Origin of the sequence: Caulobacter sp. Root487D2Y (assembly GCF_001427165.1) — a bacterium.
Classification (GTDB): Bacteria; Pseudomonadota; Alphaproteobacteria; order Caulobacterales; family Caulobacteraceae; genus Caulobacter.
The window spans coordinates 223280-243966 of sequence record NZ_LMFD01000010.1; the positions used below are offsets into that span (position 1 = coordinate 223280).

Here is a 20687-nt window from a genome sequence, read left to right on the forward strand (position 1 = left end):
ATGACCGCCGCCCCCGCCGGCCAGCCAATCCGCGTCTTGGTCGTCGACGACCACCCGATGCTGCGCGAAGGCGTCGCGGCGGTCCTGGCCCTGCAGCCGGACATGGTGCTGGTCGGGGAGGCCGAGAACGGCGCCGAGGCCTTGGCGCGCTACCGGGACCTGCGGCCCGATGTGACGTTGATGGACCTGCAGATGCCGGGAATGAGCGGCCTGGAGGCCATCGAAGCCATCCGCGCCGAGTTCCCGGCCGCCCGGATCGTGGTGTTGACCACCTATGCCGGCGACGTCCAGGCCCTGCGCGCCCTGAAGGCCGGCGCCACCGGCTATCTGCTCAAGGGCGCCCTGCGACGCGAACTGCTGGACACGATCCGAAACATCCACGCCGGCCGGCGCCACCTGCAGCCCGAGGTCGCCCACGAGATCGCCATCCACGCGATCGACGAGACCCTGAGCGAGCGCGAGATCCACGTGCTGCGCCTGGTCGCCGCGGGTCGGGCCAACAAGCAGATCGCCTGGGACCTGTCGCTGTCGGAAGACACGGTGAAGGCCCACCTGAAGAGCATCTTCGCCAAACTCGACGTCGCCGACCGCACCCACGCCGTCACCGTGGCGGCCAGACGCGGCGTCATTGAAATCTAACTCCAGACAAACCTGGGCCGGGCTAGTGTAAAATCCGGGGGCGAATTGAGAATTCTCCCGATTGGTTCGCGGCCCTTCCAGGCTCAGCTTGACGGGCACACGCGGAGAGACGCCATGGCCCGATCGTCCACGAAGTCCTGCTTCCTGACGTCGGGGGCGGCGGTCGGAGCAGTCTTCGTCGCCTTCGCCTCTTCCGCCCATGCCCAGGCCCTGGACGATCGCTATTGGTTGCAGGCCCAGGCCTTCTGGCCCGACATCGACACCACGGTCGCCGTGTCGAACAAGACCGGGACCATCGGCACGAAGATCGACCTGGAATCCGACCTCAAGCTGAGCGATCGAAAGTCCCTTCCGGCCTTCTTCGCCGGAGCCAGGATCGGCGATCGCTGGTCGGTCGTCGGTGAATATTACGCCCTCAACCGCAGCGCCTCGGCCACCGCTGGCCGGGACCTCACCTTCGACGACGTCACCTATCCGGCCGGGGTGACCATCGCCAGCGAGTTCAAGACCGACGTCTATCGGGTGGCGGTCGGCTATGCCTTCGTCCGCAACGACAAGCTCGATCTGGGTGGGGTGGTCGGGCTTCACGTCACCCAGTTCACGGTCGGACTGGAGGGCCAGGGCCATGTCGGAAACGCCGCGGTCCAGACCGAGGCCCGCCAGCGCGACGCCCTCGCCCCCCTGCCGACGCTCGGCGCCTACGGAATCTACCAGGCGACGCCCAAGCTGACCGTGGGCGGGCGGATCGACTATCTGTCGCTGAAGGTCTCGGACTATGACGGCCGCCTGATCAACGCCCAGGCCAGCGTCTCGTACCGCGTGTTCGAGAATGTCGGGATCGGCGTGATGTACCGCTATGTCGACTACGAGCTGGGCATCGAGAAGGAACGCTGGGACGGCGACGTGGCCTACACCTTCAAGGGCCCCGCCCTCTTCCTGCAGGCCGCCTTCTAGCCCGCCACGCCCTCAAGCAAAGTAGACACCGGTTCGCGTGAAGACCTAGAGCCCCGGCCTGATCCAATCGGGTCGGGGGAGGCTCTAGCGTCCGGCCCGCGGTCGCGCGTTGAGCGCCACGCTGGCGTCCATCCGCGCCAATTGCTCGGGCGTCGCCGGCGCCTGGTGGCGCGCCTTCCATTCCGATTGCGGCATGCCGTAGATCGCCTCGCGGGCCTGATCCCGGCTCAGCGCGCCCTCCGAGGCCTCGCTCACCCAGTCCCCCAGGCAGTTGCGGCAAAAGCCCGCCACGCCCATCAGATCGACGTTCTGGACATCGGTCCGCAGACGTAGATGCTCGACAAGCCTGCGAAAGGCGGCGGCGGCGAGATGGTCGTCGATCGGAAGGGTCATGGCGGCTCGCTTGGATTGTCCTGCGCCACCATTTGGCGGCTCACGGCCAGATCGGCAATCGCAGCCGACATCGCACGCCCAATGGAGCGGGATCCGTTTTCGATTTCCTGGAGGAAAGATGGCGCGCCCGGAACGATTCGAACGTCCGACCCTCAGATTCGTAGTCTGATGCTCTATCCAGCTGAGCTACGGGCGCGCACTGCCTTTCGGCGAGGCGGGGGAGATAGCCCGGACGATCCCGGGACGCAAGCGGCTTTTGATGCAGAATGCGCGAAGTTTGTGGAGAAGGGCTTGCGGGCCTTGACCCGCGAGGCTCCGCTCCCTTCTTGAGGAAGAGGGTCTGGCCGCGCGGGGATCGCGACGGCAAGCTCCCCGTTTCCGTGCCAGGCCTCCCATGACCGGGGTCCTTCGTCGAAAGTTCGCCATGCGCCTGATTGCTCCGCTGCTCCTCGCCCTGCTCGCCGGCTGCGCGCCGCTTTCGGCGGAGGCCCGACCTCCGGTCGCGGTTGCGGCGGCGGCCTACAAGCCGAGCGGCATGGTGGCGGCGGCCAATCCGCTGGCGGTGGAGGCCGGCCTGCGCGTGCTGCGCGACGGCGGCACGGCGGTGGACGCGGCCGTGGCGGTGCAGGCCGTGCTGGGCCTGGTCGAGCCGCAGAGCTCGGGCCTGGGCGGCGGTTCGTTCCTGATGTTCTACGACGCCAAGACCGGCAAGGTGACCGCCTATGACGGCCGCGAGAAGGCGCCGCAAGGGGCGACCCCGCAGCTGTTCATGGGTCCCGACGGCAAGCCGCTGAGCTTCGTGGCCGCCGTTCTTTCAGGTCGCTCGACGGGCGTGCCGGGGGCCGTGGGCATGCTGGCCCAGGCCCAGAAGGAGCACGGCAAGGCCGCCTGGAGCACGTTGTTCAAGGACGCCGAGGGCCTGGCCGACAACGGCTTCACGGTCAGCCCGCGCCTGGCGGGCATGATCAACAGCACCCGCATCCCGCAGGGCCAGGCGCCCGACGCGGTCGCCTATTTCACCAAGCCGAACGGCCAGCGCTACCAGGCCGGCGACACGCTGAGGAATCCGGCCTACGCCGCCACCCTGCGCGGCCTGGCCAGCAAGGGCCCCAGCGCCCTCTACGAGGGCCCGTTGGCCCAGAAGATCGTCGACCGGCTGCACCAGGGCGAACTGGCCTCCGCCATGACCCTGGCGGACCTGAAGGCCTACAAGCCGCGCTCGGCCGACGCCCTGTGCCGGCCGTGGAAGGTCTACACCGTCTGCGTGCCCAATCCGCAGTCGAGCGGGGTGTCGGTGATCCAGGCCCTGATGATGCTGGAGCACACCGACATCGCCCAGCGCGGGCCGAACGATCCGGTCGCCTGGACCCTGTTGGCGCAGGCCGAACGGGTGATGTACGCCGACCGCGACCGCTATGTCGGCGACCCCTCGTTCGTGAAGGTGCCCGTCGAAGGCCTGCTGGACCCGGCCTATGTCGCCGAGCGCGCCAAGCTGATCGGGCAGACCGCCGGTCCGGCCCCAAGCTTCGGCCAGCCCAAGGGCGCGCCGGTCGTCGGCCCCGACAAGACCCAGGAGCCGGCGGGCACGACCCACATGGTCATCGTCGATCCGATGGGCAACGTGGTGTCGATGACCACCACGGTCGAGAGCGTGTTCGGCTCGGGCCGGATGGTCGGCGGCTTCTTCCTCAACAACCAGCTGACCGACTTCAACTTCGACCCGCATGACGGCGACGGCGCGCCGGCCGCCAACGCGGTGGCCGGCGGCAAGCGGCCGCGTTCGTCGATGGTCCCGATCGTCGTCCTCGACAAGGACGGCAAGTTCCTGGCCGCGCTGGGCTCGCCCGGCGGCTCGGCGATCCTGTCCTATAATCTGAAGGCCATGGTCGGGGTGTTCGACTGGGGCCTGACGATGCAGCAGGCCGTGGCCTTGCCCAACCTGGTGGCGCGCGGCGACAGCTTCTCGGGCGACGTCGAGAAGTTCGGTCCGCAGATGACCGCGGCCCTGCAGGCGCGGGGCGTGGCGCTGAGGACCGGCCAGAACGAGAACTCAGGCCTGCACGGCGTGATCGTGCGGCCGGGCGGGGTTCTGGAAGGCGGGGCCGATCCCCGACGCGAGGGGGTTGCGAAGGGGCTGTAGTTCTTACATCCGCTCATCCCGGCATTCGCCGGGATGAGCGGTGATCTAGATGCCTAGGGCTTGGACTTGGCCTTGGGCTTCACCGGCTCGGGCGGCGCTTCCGGCAGCGGCTCGGGCGTCCCCGCCAGCGTCAGGTCGAACACCGAACCGCCCGGTCCGGTCTCGACCAGGGCCAGGTCTCCGCCGTGGCCCTGGGCTAGCTCGCGGGCGATGGCTAGGCCAAGACCCGTGCCGCCGCGCCGCACCGAGCCCACGAACGGCTGGAACAGATTGTTGCGCGCCTTCTCCGGCACGCCCGGACCGTCGTCGGACAGCCGCAGGACGCTCATGCCCTCGGCCCGGCGCAGCTCGACGAACACCCGGCCCTTGCCGCCCCGGTCGGGCGCGCCCTCGATGGCCTCGCGGGCGTTGCGCAGCAGGTTGGTGAGGATGCGGTGCAGCTGGTCCGGATCGGCGATCACCTGCTCACGGCTGTCGATCACGGTCTCCAGGGCCACGCCGGAGGGCAGCAGGCCGGCGTCCTCGGCGGCCATGTCGAGGGCGGCGCGCAACGGCGTGGTGCGCAAGGCCGGGGCCGGCTCCTTGGATTTGCCGTAGGCCATCACGTCGCTGGCCAGGGTGATGGCGCGGTCCAGGGCGCGTTCCAGGCGCGGCAGGGCCTGGGCCACCTTGGGATCGCCCAGGGCGGCCAGGCGGTCGGACGCCATCTGGGCGCTGGTCAGCATGTTGCGCAGGTCGTGATTGATCTTGGCCACCGCCTCGCCCAGGGCCGCCAGGCGGGCCTTGGCCTGCAGGGCGGTGATCAGGTCGGACTGCATCATGTCCAGCTCGCGCTCGGCCCGGCCGATCTCGTCGCGGCGACGCGAGACCACGACCCGGGCGGCCGGATCCTCGGGATCGGCGCGGAACCGCTCCATGGCCTGGGTGATGCGTTGCATGGGCCGCACCAGCAGGAAGTTCAGCGACAGATAGATCAACCCCCCGGCCAGGCCCGCCACGAACAGCGTCACGGCGGCCAGGCGCCCCAGGGTGGCGACCAGCTGCGCCTTCAGCTGGGCGTCAGGCAGGACGATCTCGACGAACTCGGCCTCCTGGCGGAAGCGCGGCTCGGCCATCACCCGCACCATGCTGCCCGGCGCGCTCTTCAGCGTGAAGAACGGGGCGGCCAGCCACGAGCCGGGGTTCTGGCGGCGCAGATCGACCAGATAGGGCGGCTTGATCTTCAGGCCGCGCGGTTCGGACGGCAGGACAAGGCGGCGGGCGCCGTCGACCTCCAGCGCCACGATCACCACCCCGGCCTGGTCCAGCAGCTGCTGGGAGACCTTGTCGGTCACCCGCCGCTCGGGATCGGCGTCGGCGATGGTCGAGGCCAGTTCGGCGGCTCGCACGCGGTCCAGCAGCCACTGCTCCTCGAAATAGGCCAGGGCGGGGGGCAGGATGACGGCGCCGGCCAGGGCCACGAACAGGGCGGTGAGCAGCAGCAGACGCGCCGACAGGCCGCCGGGCCATGGGAAGCGACGCCCTGGCTTGGCTTTTTCCGGAACGGACGGCGTGACCGGCTCGGTCATCTGTCTGGGTTACTTCAGGTCTGGGGCTTCGGCAACGCGTCGGCGTCGCCAATAGCGCCATAGCGGCGGCAAGAGAGCCAGGGCGCCCATCGCCGCGATCGGCAGATAGATGCGCGGCGAGAACAGGGTGTGCATCGTCACCGGCTCGCCGCTGGCGAAGATATGGCCCAGGCCCGCGCCGATGCCGGCATAGACGAACGAGCTGGGGATCATCCCCAGGAACGAGGCCAAGAGGTAGGTGCGCACGGGGATGTTCATCAGGCCCGAGGCGACGTTGACCAGCAGCAGGGGAAAGGCCGGAATCAGGCGCAGGGTCAGAAGATAGGAGAAGGCGTCGGCCTTGAACCCCTCCTCGACCCGGGCCAGCAAGGCGCCGGGCTTGCGGCGCAGGAAGTTGCCGAAGGCCGACCGGCTGACCAGATAGACCACGGTCGAGCCGCCGGTCGCGCCGGTCACCGCCGCCGCCCCGCCGCCGATCGGTCCGAACAGGAAGCCGCCGGTCAGGGACAGGATCAGCGCGCCGGGCAGCGAGATCGAGACGGTGGCGACATAGAGCAGGATGTAGATCGCGGCGGTCTTCAGCGGGTTCACCGCGGCGTAGTCCTGCAAGGCCTGGCCCTGGGCCTGCAGGGTCTCGAGGTTCAGCTTGCCCGCCAGGCCGGTGGCCAGGGCCACGACCAGCAGGATAAGCAAAGCGGCCAACGGCCCGAAGCGCCGCAGCCAGGCCAGGGTGGCGTCGGGCGTCATCCCGCGCCGACCGCGTCGGTCACCGAGGCGAAGCCCTCGGCGCGCAGCCGGGCGGCCAGGTCGGTCTTGATCCGCTGGACCAGGCCCGGCCCGCCATAGACCAGGGCCGAATAGAGCTGCACGGCGCAGGCTCCGGCGCGGATCTTGGCCAGGGCGTCGGCCCCGCTGGCGATCCCGCCCGCGCCGATCAGCGCCAGATGCCCGCGGTTGGCCGCGTGGAAGCGGGCCAGCATGGCGGTGGAGGCGCTCAGCAGCGGCTTGCCGGAAAGACCGCCGCTTTCGCCCTTGTGGGGCGAGACCAGGTCGGCGGGGCGGGCGATGGTGGTGTTGCTGACGATGACGCCGTTCAGGCCGTTGGCCGTGACCGTCTCGACAATGGCCTCGACCTCGCCGTCCTCCAGGTCGGGCGCGACCTTCAGGAAGATCGGATAGTCGACCGTGCCGGCCGCCTTCAGCAGACCGCGCGCCTCGGCGATCCTGCCCAGCAGTTCCTCCAGCGCCGCCTTGGTCTGCAGGGCGCGCAGGCCCGGCGTATTGGGCGAGGAGATGTTGACGGTGAAATAGTCCGACAGGCCCCACAGTCGCGTCAGGCCGGTGACATAATCGGCGATCCGGTCCGTGGCGTCCTTGTTGGCCCCGATGTTGGCGCCGACGACCACGCCCCCAGCCCGCCGGGCTTTCAGGGCCGACAGGCGAGCGGCGAACGGCTCCAGGCCCTCATTGTTGAAGCCCATGCGGTTGATCACCGCCTGGTCTTCGGTCAGCCGGAAGAGGCGCGGGCGCGGATTGCCGGCCTGGGCGAGGGGCGTGACGGTGCCGCATTCGACGAAGCCGAAGCCGGCCTGGGACATGGCGGCGGGGACCTCGGCGTTCTTGTCGAAGCCGGCGGCCAGGCCCACGCAGTTGGACAGCGGCAAGCCTGCGACCGTGCAGGCCAGGATGGGGTCGTCGACGTCCATCTGGCGCGGACCCAAACCCATCTTCAGGCCCTTGATCGCCCAGCCGTGGGCGTCCTCGGGGTCGAGCGCGTGCAGGGCGCGCGAGGCGATGTCGTGAAGGCTCATGCGGCAAGCTCGCCCAGCATCGGCACGCCGTCGGCGTCGAGTTCGAGCGCACGCTCGGCGATCACCTCGTCCGCCTTCAGGTCGCGGAACAGGTGCGGAAACAGGGCCCCGCCGCGCGAGGCCTCCCATTTCAGGGCCTCGCCCAGGTCGTCGGCCTCTACGGTCAGCAGCATCAGGCCGGCCTGGTCCTTGAAGTAGAGCTCGGCGGTTCGCTGAGCGGTGTCCGGACCGGAGAAGTGGATGAAGCCGTCGGCCAGATCGACCGCCGAACCGGCGAAGGCCCCCGCGGCGCGGGCGGCGTCCCACTCGGCTTTTGGAAGGATCTTGTAGATCTTGCTCATTCGCCGCCGTGCCCGCCGTTTTCCGAAGCATAGAACAGGTGGCTCAAGGTCGGGGCTCCGTCGGGATCGATCGAAAACACCGCGACGGTCGCGGTGGGAAACTTGCCGCGCAGCTGGGCCAGCTTGGCGGGGTCGGCCGGGCCGCCCATGGCCAGGCGCAGGGCCAGTTCGTGCAGGCCGGGATTGTGGCCCACGACCATGACGGTTCCGGTATCGGGCGCGTCGTCGCGAATCGCCGCCAGCACGTCCTGGGGCTCGGCGTGATAGAGATCGCGGCGGGTCTCGACCCGCGCCTTGGAAAAGGCCGGCGCGGCCGCCTCCCAGGTCTCCCGGGTGCGGCGGGCCGAGGAGACCAGGGCGAGGTCAGGCGACAGGCCCGCCTTGGCCAGGACCTTGCCCATCAGGGCGGCGTCGTTCTGGCCGCGCGACGCCAGGGCGCGTTCGAAATCGCCGCCCGAAGCGGCGTGCTGCTCGGCCTTGCCGTGGCGCATGAGGATCAGTCGGTCCATGATCCTCCATAGCCTTCACCGGAGCGCTCCGGAAGCGCGCGGTTGACACGGAAGGCGCCAAGCGGTCCAAGGCGGGCATGGCAAATCTCGATTTCGCCGGGGCTGTGCTGTCGGAGGGCGGAACCTGGCGGTTCCCGCCCCACCAGCCCTTGCGGCTCGACTCCGGCGCTCATCTGGAAAACCTGGAGATCGCCTACCGCACCTGGGGCACGCTGAACCCGGACGGCACGAACGCCATCCTGATCTGCCACGCCCTGACCGGCGACCAGCATGTGGCCGGAACCCACCCGGTCAGCGGCAAACCCGGCTGGTGGACCCGTCTGGTCGGCCCGGGCAAGCCGATCGACCCGGCCAAGCACTTCATCATCTGCTCGAACGTGGTCGGCGGCTGCATGGGCTCGACCGGCCCGGCTTCGATCAACCCGGCCACCGGCCAGCCCTACGGCCTGACCTTCCCGGTGATCACCATCGCCGACATGGTGCGCGGCCAGGCCATGCTCGTCGAAGCGCTGGGGGTGGAAACCCTGCTGGCCGTGGTCGGCGGCTCGATGGGCGGCATGCAGGTCCAGCAGTGGGCGGCCGACTACCCGGACAAGCTGTTCAGCGCGGTGATCGTCGCCTCGGCCTCGCGCCACTCGGCCCAGAACATCGCCTTCCACGAGGTGGGCCGCCAGGCGATCATGGCCGACCCCGACTGGAAGGCCGGGGCCTACGCCCAGGGCAAGTCGCGTCCGGAAAAGGGCCTGGCCGTCGCGCGGATGGCCGCTCACATCACCTATCTGTCCGAACCGGCCCTGCAGCGAAAGTTCGGCCGCGAACTGCAGCGCGACGGCCTGTCCTGGGGCTTCGACGCCGACTTCCAGGTGGAGAGCTACCTGCGTCACCAGGGGGCGACCTTCGTCGACCGCTTCGACGCCAACTCCTACCTCTACATCACCCGGGCGATGGACTATTTCGACCTGGCCGCCAGCCATGGCGGGGTGCTGGCCCAGGCCTTCGCCAAGGCGCGCCACGTGCGCTTCTGCGTGCTGTCGTTCACCAGCGACTGGCTCTATCCGACCGCCGAGAACCGCCACATCGTCCGCGCCCTGACCGCCGCCGGCTGCCGCGCGGCCTTCGTCGAGATCGAGAGCGACAAGGGCCACGACGCCTTCCTGCTGGACGAGCCGGTGATGGACGCGGCGCTGCAGGGCTTCCTGAGCTCGGTGGAACGGGAAAGAGGACTGTGATGGTTCGCGTGAACCAGGCCCTCCCCCTGTGGGGGAGGCGGCCGAAGGCCGGTGGGGGGAGTCTTCGGATCGTCGATCCGGGTTCCGATCACCTGCCGATCACTCCCCCCTCCGTCGGCTGCGCCGACACCTCCCCCATGGGGGGAGGAGCTTGATGATCCGCGAAGACTTCAAGGAGATCCTGCGCCTTGTCCGTCCGGGCTCCCGCGTGCTGGATGTCGGCTGCGGCGAGGGCGTGCTGCTGGACCTGCTGACGAAGGAAAAGCAGGTCGACGGCCGGGGGCTGGAGATCAGCGCCGAGGGCGTGGCCGCCTGCATGTCGCGCGGCCTGTCGGTGGTGCAGGGCGACGCCGACCAGGACCTGGACCACTTCCCCGACCGCACCTTCGACTACGCCGTGCTGTCCCAGACCCTGCAGGCCACGCGCCGGCCGCGTCACGTGCTGGACGAGCTGCTGCGGATCGCCGACCGGGCCGTGGTGTCGTTCCCGAATTTCGGCCACTGGCGCGTGCGCTGGTCGCTGCTGCATCGCGGGCGGATGCCCGAGACCGAGGCCCTGCCCCTGCCCTGGTGGGCGACGCCCAACATCCACCTGTGCACCCTGGCCGACTTCCTGGCCCTGACCGAGGACCTCGGCGTCCGCATCGACGCCTGCGCCGCCTTCGCGGGCAAGGGTCCGGCCCGGCAGATCGACCCGACCAAGGCCCTCGAGAACTGGCGGGCGGAAACCTGCCTGTTCATGCTCAGCCGCAATCCCGAGCCCGCCCAGCCTTTGTCATCGGCGGAACCTCCAGCGCCTTCAGGCGATCTCTTCGACGGATGAAGCTTCGTCTCATGACCTACAATGTCCACCGTTGCGTGGGCACGGACCGCAAGCTCGATGTCGAGCGGGTGGCCGAGGTCATCGCTGCGGAAAACGCCGACGTGGTGGCGCTTCAGGAGCTGGACGTCCGCCGGGCCCGCACCAAGGGCGTGGACCAGGCTCACCGCCTGGCCGAGCTGCTGAAGATGCGCTCGCACTTCCATCCGGCCATGGCGGTGGAGGAAGAGCTCTACGGCGACGCCATCCTGACCGCCCTGCCCGAGCGCAAGGTCAGGGCCGGCGGCCTGCCGCTGTATCCGCTCATTCCTGGCCTGGAGCCGCGCGGCGCGATCTGGGTCACCGTCGACGTCGGCGGCACGCCCGTGCAGATCATCAACACCCACCTGGGCCTGGTGCCCCAGGAGCAGAAGCGTCAGGCCGCGGCCTTGCTGGGCGAACAATGGATGGCGCACGAGGACTGGAAGGCTCCGGGCATCCTGCTGGGCGACTTCAACGCCACGCCCTATTCGGCCACCTACCGCTTGCTGAAGACCGTCCTGCGCGACGCTCAGACCCGGAGCGCGTCCTGGACCCGGACGCCGACCGCGACCTTCCCCTCGAACTTCCCGTTCATGCGCATCGACCACGTCTTCCTGACCAAGGGCGTGGAGACGGTGGGGGTGCGCTCGCCCTACGGCGCCCTGGCGCGGACCGCCTCGGACCATCTGCCGCTGGTGATCGACCTGGAGATCAGTCCTGCAGGTGACCCGGCAGCAGCGGCGACTGATGACCGTCCATCAGGCGGTGCAGCTCGCGCTTGAGGCGCTTGCGGCGGCCCCAGGGCCGCCAGGCGTCGATGGGCGAGATGGCGTCGCCCAGGCTCCAGTCGGCGATGAACTGCTGCACGCCGGTCAGCGCCTTGATCGGCACCGGGGCCAGGCGGCGCGGCGCCCCGCCCTTGCGATCCAGTTCGTTGATCGTCGCCGCCAGGCCGCCCAGGCGATCGTAGGTCTCGAGCACGTGCTCGGTCTCGTGGTCGAGGAAGTGGCCGATCAGCCGTCCCAGGAAGGCGCGAATCGCGGCGCGGCTGGTCTCGTCGGTTCCCTCGAAGGCGATGTCGCATTCGGTGTCGAGCCCGATCGAGCGGTTGTTGAGGTTGGCCGAGCCCAGCCGCAGCAAGCGGTCGTCGATGATCGTCACCTTGGAATGGACGATGATCGCCCCCCCTTTGGGCGTGCGGGCGCTGAAGGCCGAGAAGCGGCCGTGGGCGTCGACCTCGCGTAGGCGATTGATCGCCGAGGTGCGGGCGCTGTCCATGGTCATCTGGTCGAAATAGCTAGGGCTTTGAGCCGGCCCCACGGTCACCACCTCGGGGCCGTCCGGCTCGGCCAGGCGATCGGCCAGGGCTTCGACGATGATCGGCGAGGTCAGGTACTGGTTCTCCAGATAGATCAGGCGCTTGGCCGACCTGATGCTGGCCAGGTGCATCAGCATCGACTCGTTGATCTCCGGATCGCTCTTCCAGGCCGGCTGGGTGCGGCAGACGCCGACGGGCGCGTTGCGCAGGTCGGGGACCAGATAGTCCGGCCAGGGCGTCTCCTCGGGCTTTTCCGACCGCTCAAGCGCCTCGCCGGTCGAACGGTTCCAGCGGGCGATGAACAGGTCGCCCAGGGCCTCGGCCGCCTTGCCGTCGACCAGGGCCGCCACTTCGTGGCGAGCAGGATAATGATGGCCCGTGGGCAGGCGACGTCGCGGGTCGTTGTCCAGGTGCTGGGTGGTGTCCCAGCGGTCGACGCCGATGTCGCCGCCGCTGACCAGGGCCACCGAGCCGTCGACCACGACCACCTTCTGGTGATGGCAGGCGCTGGCCGGCAGGGTGTTGTCCAGGTGGTACTTGACCCGCGAGCCGGTGAAGAACACCTGGCCGCGATGCGGGCCGAACAGCTGCGAGGCGGCGATCGGGAACGGCATGTCCCAGACCAGGATCCGCACGTCCAGCGCCGGGTTCAGCGCCGCCTGCCGGCGCAGCAACAGGCCGATGCGGTCGACATGGGCCGGGTCGCGGCTCTTCCTGACCCGATCGGGGTCCAGTCGGGTCAGCGGGTCGAACACCCAGGCCAGGATCCAGATCGACTTCCTGGCCGACAACAGGATGGCCTTCAGGGCGTCGAACGCCTCGTCGTTGTCGATGAACAGCGCCAGCCGGTCGGCCTGCTCCACGCGCCAGCACGTGGCGCCCGGTCGGAGCAGCGTAACGGAAGTCAGCGAGGATGCGTCGTCGGCCATATCGCCCCTTGTGCCATGGAAATTCGTCAACGCGCGGACCCATGTTATGGCTCCGCTTGGATAGAAGTCTCCCGCATGTTTGTTGGACGCCCATGACAACCCAGACGCCCGCCCACCACGTCCTCGCCGACCGCCAGCGCCTGTGGGCCTTCTGGCTGGGCTGCCTGGTGGTCACCACGGGCGTCGTCCTGCACGTGCCGATGTACCTGATGGGCGCCGACATCGGCTACCAGCTGTCCGGGATGAAGATGGACCTGGGCATGACCGTGGGCATGCTGATCATTCCGCCCGGCTGCGCCCTGGCGGGCTGGGGCCTGCTGCCTCGGCGCGGGATCGACCACCACCTGGAGCACACGATCGAGGTCACCCCGCCGGAGGACGCCCCGCTGGGGCTGGCCCACTGGAGGTTGATGCTGGTGCTGGTCGTGGCCCTGATCATCGACATCATGAAGCCCGCCAGCCTGGGCTTCGTGGTGCCCGGCATGATCAAGGAATACGGAGTCAGCAAGGCCATGGTCGCCTGGCTGCCCTTCGCCGCCCTGAGCGGCACGGTGACCGGCTCGATCATCTGGGGCGCCCTGGCCGACGTCTTCGGGCGGCGGGCCTCGATCCTGCTGTCGGCGGTGATGTTCGTCGGCACCTCGATCTGCGGCGCCATGCCCGATTTCTGGTGGAACGTGATCATGTGCTTCATGATGGGCGCGGCGGCCGGAGGGCTGCTGCCGGTGGTCTACGCCCTTCTGGCCGAGACCATGCCCTCCAAGCATCGCGGCTGGGCCCTCGTGCTGGTCGGCGGGCTGGGCGCGGTGGGCGGCTACCTGGCCTCGTCCGGCTGTTCGGCCTGGCTGCAGCCGGAGTTCGGCTGGCGGATCATGTGGTTCCTCAACCTGCCGACCGGCCTGATCCTGATCGCCCTGTCCGGCGCGATCCCGGAATCGGCCAAGTTCCTGGTCACGATCGGCCGAACCGACGCCGCCCACGCGGTGATGAAGCGGTTTGGCTCGGTGGTCCGCGAGAAGGCCGACAACCCCGAGGATCATCATCACGTCCTGACCCCGCCGCCGGTCGAGCGGCGCTTCATCGGCAAGACGGTGGCGCTGAGCATCGCGGCGGTGGCCTGGGGCCTGGTCAATTTCGGCCTGCTGCTGTGGCTGCCGGCCGAGCTGGTCGCCGAGGGCCACAGCGTCGGCGTCTCGAGCCAGCTGCTGGCCAAGTCGGCCCTGATCGCCTTTCCGACCGTCTTCGTCTGCGCCTTCCTCTACAGCCGCTGGAGCACCAAGTGGGCGCTGGCGACGACTATCGCGATCAGCGCCCTGGGCGTGGCCGGGGTGCTGACCATCGGCCCCGGCGTCAGCCCGGTGCTGCCGGTCGCCCTGATGATCATCGGCACCAACGGCCTGCTGGCCATCCTGCTGCCCTATACGGCCGAGAGCTTCCCGCTGCGGATTCGCGGCCGGGCCACCGGCTGGGTGGCGGCGTGCAGCAAGTCGGGCGGGCTGATCGCCCAACTTCTGGGCATCCTGGCGGCGGTGCCGCCCCTGAAGATCGCCGCCCTGATGATCATCGCGCCGCTGGCGCTCGCCCTGGCGCTGGTCTCATGGTTCGGGACCGAGACCCGCGGACGGGACCTTCGGGAGCTGGAGGGGTAGGGGTAGGGGCTAGCCCGCGATCGCCGCGGCGTCGCGTTCGCCGGTGCGGATGCGCAGGGCCTGTTCCAGGTCCATGACGAACACCTTGCCGTCGCCGATCTTGCCGGTGTTGGCGGTGCGCTGCAGGGCCTCGACCACCGGCTCGACCACGTCGTTGGCCACGGCGATCTCCAGCTTGACCTTGGGCAGCAGCTTCACCTCGTACTCGGCGCCGCGGTAGACCTCCGTCTTGCCCTTCTGTCGGCCATAGCCGCGCACCTCGGTGACCGTCAGACCCGAGGCGCCCGCCTCGGTGACCGCCTCAAGCACGGCGTCCAGACGACTGGGCTTGATTACGGCGACGATCATCTTCATGGCGCGGCTCCCGCTGACGACGGCTTATTCTACGACCTGAGGCTAGGCCCGGGAATCGATGGCTCCAAGGGCTTTGCGGCATTTAGATTACGCGGCGCCTTTCGAACAGGCGCCGGACCGCCCGGCGAGGGCGAAAGCACGCCCGGCGCGAACACCCGCACCCGTTCACGGCTGCCGCGCGGCTTGACCGCGAAGGTTTGCTTGACCGCCTCCATCAGGATCAGGCCGGCGAAACGCGGCCACAGGCGGGCGCCCACCTGTTCGAACCCTTCGGCCCAGCGGGCCGCCACCGGCATGGGCGGGGCGTAGAGGGCTCTCGTCCAGCCGGCGGGCTCCAGGTCCGCCTCGCGCAGCAGGGCCTCCAGCTGATGGCGGCTGAACGGCCGGCCGTGGCCGAAGGGCGTGCTCTCGGCCCCGGCCCACAGGCCGTCGCGCGAGGCCACGGCGACGATCAGCCGGCCCGAGGGCGCCATGACCCGCCAGATCTCGCGCAGGACCGCGGCCGGGTCGTCGGCCTCCTCCAGGGCGTGGACGGCCAGGATGCGGTCGAACATGGCGTTGGCGAACGGCAGGGCGGTCTCTTCGACCAGCGTCGCGGCGTTGGCGCCGCCGCTGGGCCAGACCTCGACGCCCTGGGTGGCCGGCATGGCCGCCACCGCCCGGCGGGCCTGGGTGCGGGCCTTCTCCAGGAAGGGCGTGGCGTAGCCCAGGCCAAGGACGTCCAGCCCGCGCGCGTCGCCCCAGGCCTCCTCGACCTTGCGGCCCAGCATCTCGCGGGCCGCGCGTCCGAGCGGACTGGCGTAGAAGGCTCTGAGATCGAGCACGTCGCGGCGCATTGAGTCTCCCGATCGATCGCTTCATCTATGTAGGCGGGCCCGCCCTTCGCGTCACGCCCAACACCTAAAGAGCATGGCTGCCCCTAGTTCGGAGTCGAGAGCATGTCGCTGACCGTCCACCAGTTCGCCTGCCTGTCGGACAATTACGGCTTTCTCGTGCGCGACGACGCCACCGGAACCACGGCGACGATCGACACGCCCGACGCCGACGCCATCCTGACGCAGTTGGCCAAGCTGGGCTGGAAACTGGACCTGATCCTCAACACCCACTGGCACCCGGACCACGCCGGCGGCAACGCGACCGTGCAGGCGGCGACCGGCGCGACGATCGTCGGCCCGTCGGAGGTCACCCGTATCGCGCCGCTGGACCGCGCCGTCGGCCAGGGCGACACGGTGATGCTGGGCGACACGCCCCTGGCGGTGATCGACACCGGCGGCCACACCCTGGGGCACATCGCCTATCACGACGCCCAGGATCATATCGCCTTCGTCGGCGACACCCTGTTCGCCCTGGGCTGCGGCCGATTGTTCGAGGGCACGGCCGAACAGATGTGGGGCTCGCTGTCCAAGCTGGCCGCCCTGCCCGACGACACCACCGTCTATTGCGCCCACGAGTACACCGCCTCGAACGCCCGCTTCGCCCTGTCGGTGGACGACGATCCGGCGCTCAAGGATCGCGCGGAGGCCGTGTTCGCCGCCCGCGAGCGCGGCGAACCGACCGTGCCGACCACCATCGGCCTTGAAAAGGCGACAAATCCGTTCTTGCGCGCGCCCCTGCTGCGTCCCCATCTGGCGCCCGCGGAGGCGTTCGGCGAGATTCGCTCCGCCAAGGACAGCTTCAAGGGGTGAGCATGTTGTCGGAAATCTCCAGCGACCTGAGCGGCAACGAGATCATTCGCCTGCTGGACCTGCAGCCGCACCCCGAGGGCGGGTGGTACCGGCAGACCTTCAAGGACATGCCCGCCGAAGAGGGCCGCCCGTCCTCGACCGCGATCTACTACATGCTGCAGGCCGAGGAGCGGTCGGCCTGGCACAAGATCGACGCGGTGGAGGTCTGGCACTATTACGCGGGCGCGCCCCTGTCGCTCACCCTGTCGCCCCCCGACGGCCAGGCCGCGGCCAGCCACATCCTGGGTCCCGACCTGCGAGCCGGCGCCCGCCCGCAGATCGTGGTGCCGACCGGCTGGTGGCAGACCGCGGCCAGCCTCGGAGCCTGGACCCTGGTCGGCTGCACCGTCGCCCCGGGGTTCGATTTCGACGGCTTCGAACTGGCGCCCAAGGACTGGCGACCCCACTCCCAGAAGCCGCGACGTCCCTAGGTTGGCGCGGCTCTAGGGGCAGGCGCAGATCAGCGGATAGTTGGTCGTGTCGGCGATTGTGGTCATGCCGTAGTAGTCGACCAGCACCGACTCCGCCGTGCAGAACGCCCCCTCCACCCAGGCCTGGTCATTGGAATAGGCCTCGCCGATGATGAACAGGTTGGCGGCCGGGGCGCCGTCCACCAGGCCGGTGGGCTGGCGAATCCGCTGCATCACGTCGCAGATGTCGTAGTGCGCCGCCCAGGCGTGGTAGCCGGCTCCGAACGGGTTGAACGAGAAGTCGTTGTACACCGCTGAGACCGGATACGGGATCTTGTAGGCGTCGTCGGGGCTGCCGTAGTGCACCTTGGCCAGCTCCAGCAGCACCATGCGGATCATGGTCTCGTTGGCCGGCGCCGGCGCGTGCAGGACCTGGTAGTCCTCTTCCAGCGGAATGGTGCGGCGCTCGTCGACGTGAAGCTCCAGCTCCTGCCAGAACTGCACGTACTGCATGTCGTCGTACGAGGCGAGCACGCCGTAGACCGGGTTGGGATTGCCGTCGCTGTTGTCGCCGAAATAGTAGACCTGGCGCAGGGGCAGGTCGGTGATGGTCGGGCCGAACGTGTTGGGCAGGCCGTCGCTGGTCAGGTCCGGCGGATAGGGGCAGTCCAGCCACCAGGGGCTGTCGAAGAACAGCATCACCCGCATCGAAGGCTGGCGGATCACCCCGTCCATATAGAGCTGCACCGGCCGGGCGTTCATGACGTCCAGCGTGCCCTCCGGCAGGTCGGCGTAGCGCGTGGCCTCGGCCACCAGGTCCAGCGAGGCCGGCGGCATGGCCAGGAAGGCGTTGGGCGTGGTCAGGGTCGCCCCGCCCTTGAACGGGTCGGCCGCGCTGGCCAGGCGGTAATGGATCACCCCGTCCGCCAGCCAGATCGAGTGCAACCGCGTATTGGCCTGCAGCGAGAACGCGACGCTGGCCGTCTGGGCCGCGGTCCGAGTCTGCTGGAACAGCTGGACGAAGACCTGGGAATAGCCGCCCTGCACGGTCTTGAACTGGCCGCCGGGCGCGAACTCGCTGTTGTAGACCGCGGCGTTGGCGGCGTTCCAGTTGATGACGTTGGACGTGTAGCCGCCGGCGTCGGAGGCGTATTCGTAGCCCTCGTTGCCGGCCTGGTCGTAGAAGATGTTCCAGTAGCCGATGTTGCCCGCGGTCGAGCGCGGCGCATAGACGAACGAGTTGAAGGTCGAGGGCAGGGTCCCGTCGCCATAGAAGGCGCACTGGGCCGTGCGGGTCGAGGGGGCCGGGACGCCGGTGATCAGGTTGGAGATGTTGGCGAACAGCGTCGCGGCCGGGGCGGCGTTGTTGCCCGGCGTGTTGTAGGGCGCGTTCTGGGTGGCCAGGTTCTTCTGGTAGATGTGCTCGCCGCGCAGATAGAGCAGCGGGTCGGTGGTGGTGTTGAACGGCACCACCTTGGGCGTCAGGCCCAGCATGTTGATCGTCAGGGTGACCAGCTGGTGGCCCTGGGTCCCGTCCCACTCGATGAACCGCATGCCGCCGGCCTCGACATAGGACTGGGTCGGGTCGTCGTCGCAGAAATGGGTCACGATCCGTCCGGCCGGCAGGCGGGTGCCCGAGCCCGGACCGTCGAAGGCGTAGTCGCCCCACTCGATCAGCTCGACGCTGTCGCCCGCCACGGCCTTGCCGCCGGTGATCAGCCGCCAGGCCGTGTAGAGGCCCGCCGGCCCCGCGCCGAAGATGGTGTAGGTGGTTCCCATGACGCCCTCCCGAGACGGCGGCTTCGCGCCGCTGAAGTCGACCCTAGCGTGCGCTGGCGAACATTTCGCGTCAACTTGGAGCTTGGGCGTCGGGCTTGAAAAAGGCCCCGGATCACTCCGGGGCCTTCGTCGTTAGGGGGCGATCGAGGCCGGCCCAGCGGCCGGCTCGGGGTTGGTGTCGTCCGAGCCGTGCGACCATTTCTTGAGGATCGGCGACAGGGCCAGGAACAGCACGCCGATGCCGATCGAGATCAGGCCGATGATCTTGAACACCAGCAGCGACTGGATCATGGCCGCGCCCGGATCCAGCACCTGGCCGCCGATGGTCTCGGACGAGGCGATCGCCGCGATCCAGCTGCCGAACAGGTTGGCCATGGCCAGCGCCATGTACCAGACCGCCATCACGAACGAGACGATCGACAGCGGCGACAGCTTGGTCATCTGCGACAGGCCGACCGGCGACATGAACATCTCGCCCGAGGTGTGCAGCATGTACATGACGACCAGGAAGATCAGCGGCATGCGGAACGCGCCGTCGGCGAAGTGGGCGCCGAGCAGCAGGATCAGGAAGCCCGCGCCGACCTGGATCAGCGACAGGCCGAACTTGATCATCGGGCCCGGATTGCGGCCACGTTTGCCGAGGACAGTCCAGAGGGCTGCGAAGACGGGGGCGAAGATCAGGATCCAGCCGGCGTTGATCGCCTGGGTCTGGGCGGCGTTGAACGAGGTGTTGACCCACAGCTTGCCGGACGTGCTCCAGCCCGCCGCGGCCAGTTGCTCGGGCGCGCCCAGCACGACCGCGCCGCCGAACCACTGAACCGGATGCGACAGCAGGACCAGGTTGACGTTGGTCGCCGCGAACAGGTTCAGCGACGAGCCGGCCTGCTCGAACAGGGTCCAGAACACCACCGCGCCCAGCACCAGCACCGTGGCCAGCAGCAGCCGCTCGCGCTCGACCTTCTCGCACTTGGCGAAGGCGAACCACAGGATGTAGCCCAGCGAGCCGAACATGCCGGCGATCAGGGTGACGTTCACCACGGGGGTGAATTGAACCAGGAAGAAGATCAGTCCGACCACGCCCAGCGAGGCGGCGTAGATCAGGCCCTCGCGATTGATCGGGCCCAGCACCGGGGCCTTCAGCTTGCCCATTTCCGGCGGCTCGCCCTTGCCCAGCAGCCAGGGCTTGCCCAGCACGAAGATGACGAAGCCGGCCAGCATGCCGATCCCGGCCATGCCGAAGCCCGCCGCCCAGCCCAGGTTGACGCCCAGCAGGCCGCAGAGGATGGCCGCCCAGAACGAACCCAGGTTGATGCCGTAGTAGTAGAGGGTGAAGCCCGGATCGCGGCGCGGGTCGCCCTGCGGATAGAGCTGGCCCACCAGGGTGGCGACATTGGCCTTCATGAAGCCCACCCCGACGATGATCAGCGACAGGGCCAGCCAGAAGATGTTCAGGTACAGCGGATCGCGGTCTTTCACGCCCAGCTTGTACTGGCCCTTGGCCAGGACGGCCGGCAAGGCGGCCTGGGCTGGCAGGTTCTTGATCTCGAAGTCGCCCTTGTCGTTGGCGGCGACCTCATAGGGCTTGTCGTCCACGACGATCCGGGCGACGCGGGCCTCGCCGCGGCCCTCGACCTGGAACTCGTAGGTCTGGTTGGCGTAGGTCAGCGTCTGGGTCGCCGGACGGCCCTCGACCGCCATGGCCAGGTGTCCCGCCACCAGCAGGATGGCGCCGAAGGCCACGGCCTTGCGGGTGCCCAGGTAACGGTCGGCCAGGAAGCCGCCGAGCAGCGGCACGATATAGACCAGCGAGGTGTAGGAGCCGTAGTGGCCGCTGGCGACCTTGGGGTCGAACAGGAAATGCTGCGTCAGATAGAAGATCAGCAGCCCGCGCATGCCGTAGTAGGAAAAGCGCTCCCACATCTCGGCCAGGAAGCAGATGATCAGGCCGCGCGGATGGCCCCGCAGCAGCTGAATAAGCACGGGAATACCGGTCACGAGGGTGACCAGGATGCCGGCGGCGACAACGATATTCATTCACGAACCTTGAAACGTACAAGTGGTCGGGCGACCGACAGGTGGTTTCGCCCTCCCCTCCCCAA

20 protein-coding genes and 1 tRNA gene are annotated in these 20687 nt (G+C 68.9%); 9 read left to right on the forward strand and 12 right to left on the reverse strand.

The features are described from left to right. Together ASD38_RS10995 and ASD38_RS11000 are read left to right on the forward strand one after the other, a co-directional pair. On the forward strand, positions 1–639 hold the full coding sequence (locus ASD38_RS10995) for a response regulator (RefSeq protein ID WP_056440554.1): 639 nt from the start codon (positions 1–3) through the stop codon (positions 637–639). A gap of 114 nt (positions 640–753) precedes the next feature. Beyond that, positions 754–1593 (forward strand): outer membrane beta-barrel protein, encoded by an 840-nt coding sequence (locus tag ASD38_RS11000; protein ID WP_056460030.1) that lies wholly within the window; start codon positions 754–756, stop codon positions 1591–1593. A gap of 84 nt (positions 1594–1677) precedes the next feature. On the opposite strand, the gene ASD38_RS11005 is transcribed toward ASD38_RS11000, so the two are convergent. Continuing rightward, positions 1678–1986 (reverse strand): DUF1244 domain-containing protein, encoded by a 309-nt coding sequence (locus ASD38_RS11005; RefSeq protein ID WP_056460034.1) that lies wholly within the window; start codon positions 1984–1986, stop codon positions 1678–1680. A 119-nt stretch (positions 1987–2105) separates the two neighbouring features. Continuing rightward, a tRNA-Arg gene (locus ASD38_RS11010) sits at positions 2106–2182 on the reverse strand. A 228-nt stretch (positions 2183–2410) separates the two neighbouring features. Between ASD38_RS11010 and ggt the strand changes: the two genes are divergently transcribed. Further along, positions 2411–4126: a gamma-glutamyltransferase gene (gene ggt, locus ASD38_RS11015; RefSeq protein ID WP_056460039.1), complete on the forward strand. Its 1716-nt coding sequence runs from the start codon at positions 2411–2413 to the stop codon at positions 4124–4126. Positions 4127–4179: 53 nt separating this feature from the next. On the opposite strand, the gene ASD38_RS11020 is transcribed toward ggt, so the two are convergent. The 5 genes from ASD38_RS11020 to ASD38_RS11040 are packed head-to-tail and all read right to left on the reverse strand — an operon-like array spanning position 4180 to position 8355. After that, positions 4180–5694, reverse strand: coding sequence for a sensor histidine kinase (locus ASD38_RS11020; RefSeq protein WP_056440546.1), 1515 nt, complete (start codon positions 5692–5694; stop codon positions 4180–4182). 9 nt (positions 5695–5703) lie between these two features. After that, the gene (locus ASD38_RS11025; RefSeq protein WP_056460042.1) at positions 5704–6441 is read right to left on the reverse strand and encodes a TVP38/TMEM64 family protein; all 738 of its coding nucleotides are present in this window, start codon (positions 6439–6441) and stop codon (positions 5704–5706) included. After that, positions 6438–7505, reverse strand: coding sequence for a quinone-dependent dihydroorotate dehydrogenase (locus tag ASD38_RS11030; RefSeq protein ID WP_056460044.1), 1068 nt, complete (start codon positions 7503–7505; stop codon positions 6438–6440). The genes ASD38_RS11025 and ASD38_RS11030 overlap by 4 nt, the downstream gene beginning before the upstream one ends. Then, positions 7502–7846 (reverse strand): DUF952 domain-containing protein, encoded by a 345-nt coding sequence (locus ASD38_RS11035; RefSeq protein ID WP_056460047.1) that lies wholly within the window; start codon positions 7844–7846, stop codon positions 7502–7504. The genes ASD38_RS11030 and ASD38_RS11035 overlap by 4 nt, the downstream gene beginning before the upstream one ends. Then, complete coding sequence (locus ASD38_RS11040; protein ID WP_056460050.1) at positions 7843–8355, reverse strand: SixA phosphatase family protein; 513 nt, start codon at positions 8353–8355, stop codon at positions 7843–7845. The genes ASD38_RS11035 and ASD38_RS11040 overlap by 4 nt, the downstream gene beginning before the upstream one ends. A gap of 77 nt (positions 8356–8432) precedes the next feature. On the opposite strand from ASD38_RS11040, the gene metX reads away from it, so the two are divergent. From metX to ASD38_RS11055, 3 genes are all read left to right on the forward strand, one after another. Then, a complete protein-coding gene (gene metX, locus ASD38_RS11045) occupies positions 8433–9584 on the forward strand; it encodes a homoserine O-acetyltransferase MetX (RefSeq protein ID WP_056440536.1) in 1152 nt (383 codons plus the stop codon). Positions 9585–9738: 154 nt separating this feature from the next. Further along, positions 9739–10407 (forward strand): methionine biosynthesis protein MetW, encoded by a 669-nt coding sequence (gene metW / locus ASD38_RS11050; RefSeq protein WP_056440534.1) that lies wholly within the window; start codon positions 9739–9741, stop codon positions 10405–10407. Further along, positions 10404–11207 carry an endonuclease/exonuclease/phosphatase family protein gene (locus ASD38_RS11055; protein WP_056440533.1) on the forward strand — a complete coding sequence of 268 codons (804 nt, stop codon included), beginning with the start codon at positions 10404–10406 and terminating at the stop codon, positions 11205–11207. The genes metW and ASD38_RS11055 overlap by 4 nt, the downstream gene beginning before the upstream one ends. On the opposite strand, the gene ASD38_RS11060 is transcribed toward ASD38_RS11055, so the two are convergent. After that, entirely contained in the window at positions 11137–12672 is a 1536-nt protein-coding gene (locus tag ASD38_RS11060) for a phospholipase D-like domain-containing protein (RefSeq protein WP_056440531.1), read from the reverse strand. The two genes, ASD38_RS11055 and ASD38_RS11060, sit on opposite strands and share 71 nt — an antisense overlap. A 92-nt stretch (positions 12673–12764) precedes the next feature. On the opposite strand from ASD38_RS11060, the gene ASD38_RS11065 reads away from it, so the two are divergent. Then, the gene (locus ASD38_RS11065) at positions 12765–14321 is read left to right on the forward strand and encodes an MFS transporter (protein ID WP_056460054.1); all 1557 of its coding nucleotides are present in this window, start codon (positions 12765–12767) and stop codon (positions 14319–14321) included. 9 nt (positions 14322–14330) lie between these two features. On the opposite strand, the gene ASD38_RS11070 is transcribed toward ASD38_RS11065, so the two are convergent. Together ASD38_RS11070 and ASD38_RS11075 are read right to left on the reverse strand one after the other, a co-directional pair. After that, the gene (locus ASD38_RS11070; RefSeq protein WP_012284474.1) at positions 14331–14675 is read right to left on the reverse strand and encodes a P-II family nitrogen regulator; all 345 of its coding nucleotides are present in this window, start codon (positions 14673–14675) and stop codon (positions 14331–14333) included. A gap of 29 nt (positions 14676–14704) precedes the next feature. Further along, positions 14705–15511 carry a class I SAM-dependent methyltransferase gene (locus ASD38_RS11075; RefSeq protein ID WP_056440528.1) on the reverse strand — a complete coding sequence of 269 codons (807 nt, stop codon included), beginning with the start codon at positions 15509–15511 and terminating at the stop codon, positions 14705–14707. A 102-nt stretch (positions 15512–15613) separates the two neighbouring features. Here ASD38_RS11075 and gloB point away from each other — a divergent pair, with 102 nt between their 5' ends. Beyond that, positions 15614–16360 carry a hydroxyacylglutathione hydrolase gene (gene gloB, locus ASD38_RS11080; protein ID WP_056460057.1) on the forward strand — a complete coding sequence of 249 codons (747 nt, stop codon included), beginning with the start codon at positions 15614–15616 and terminating at the stop codon, positions 16358–16360. 2 nt (positions 16361–16362) lie between these two features. After that, a complete protein-coding gene (locus ASD38_RS11085; RefSeq protein WP_056460060.1) occupies positions 16363–16830 on the forward strand; it encodes a cupin domain-containing protein in 468 nt (155 codons plus the stop codon). Between the two features lie 12 nt (positions 16831–16842). Here the strand turns inward: ASD38_RS11085 and ASD38_RS11090 are convergent, their stop codons facing one another. Next, positions 16843–18588 carry a flavin monoamine oxidase family protein gene (locus tag ASD38_RS11090; RefSeq protein ID WP_056460065.1) on the reverse strand — a complete coding sequence of 582 codons (1746 nt, stop codon included), beginning with the start codon at positions 18586–18588 and terminating at the stop codon, positions 16843–16845. 132 nt (positions 18589–18720) lie between these two features. Further along, positions 18721–20622: a peptide MFS transporter gene (locus ASD38_RS11095; protein ID WP_056440520.1), complete on the reverse strand. Its 1902-nt coding sequence runs from the start codon at positions 20620–20622 to the stop codon at positions 18721–18723. Between the last annotated feature and the right edge of the window lie 65 nt (positions 20623–20687).